Consider the following 537-nt stretch of genomic DNA (forward strand, 5'->3'; position numbering starts at 1 on the left):
ATTTATTCTGTGGATACAGAAAACCACGGGTTTACCCGTGGATGAATGCCTTTGGAGGCGGTACGATGGATAAATGCAATATTACACCTCATCCCATAGTGTCTACTACACGAAGTATCACGTAGTTTGGGTAACTAAGTACCGTCGGAAAATCCTGAATCCTGGTATGTGCAGCTACCTACGGAAGGTTATGCCAAAGTTACTGCGAAGTTTACCTGGCGTTGAGATCGAGACGATAGGCTTTGATGAAGATCATCTGCATATGATGATGCTTATCCCACCGAAATACAGTATTTCAGACGTCATGGGTAAACTAAAAAGCCAATCGTCGCACCACATGCGAAAAACGTTCAGTTGGCTAAGTAAGGTTTACTGGAAAGAGAACATTGTTTGGTCGCCAGGTTACTTTGTCAGTAGCGTAGGCGTGAATGAACAAGTTATAGCGAATTACGTTAGACACCAGGGCGAAAAGGATTCTGGTCAACTCCGCATGGAGTTGTAACAGTAAGTACCCCGTGCATGCACGGGGGTATCTAC

General features: G+C 44.7%; 1 protein-coding gene. It reads left to right on the forward strand.

The features are described 5' to 3' along the window. The first annotated feature begins 73 nt into the window (after positions 1–73). A complete protein-coding gene (gene tnpA, locus ACWYVB_RS24170) occupies positions 74–502 on the forward strand; it encodes an IS200/IS605 family transposase (RefSeq protein WP_140150538.1) in 429 nt (142 codons plus the stop codon). Positions 503–537: the final 35 nt, after the last annotated feature.

It is taken from the genome of Vibrio sp. JZG10, assembly GCF_054064075.1.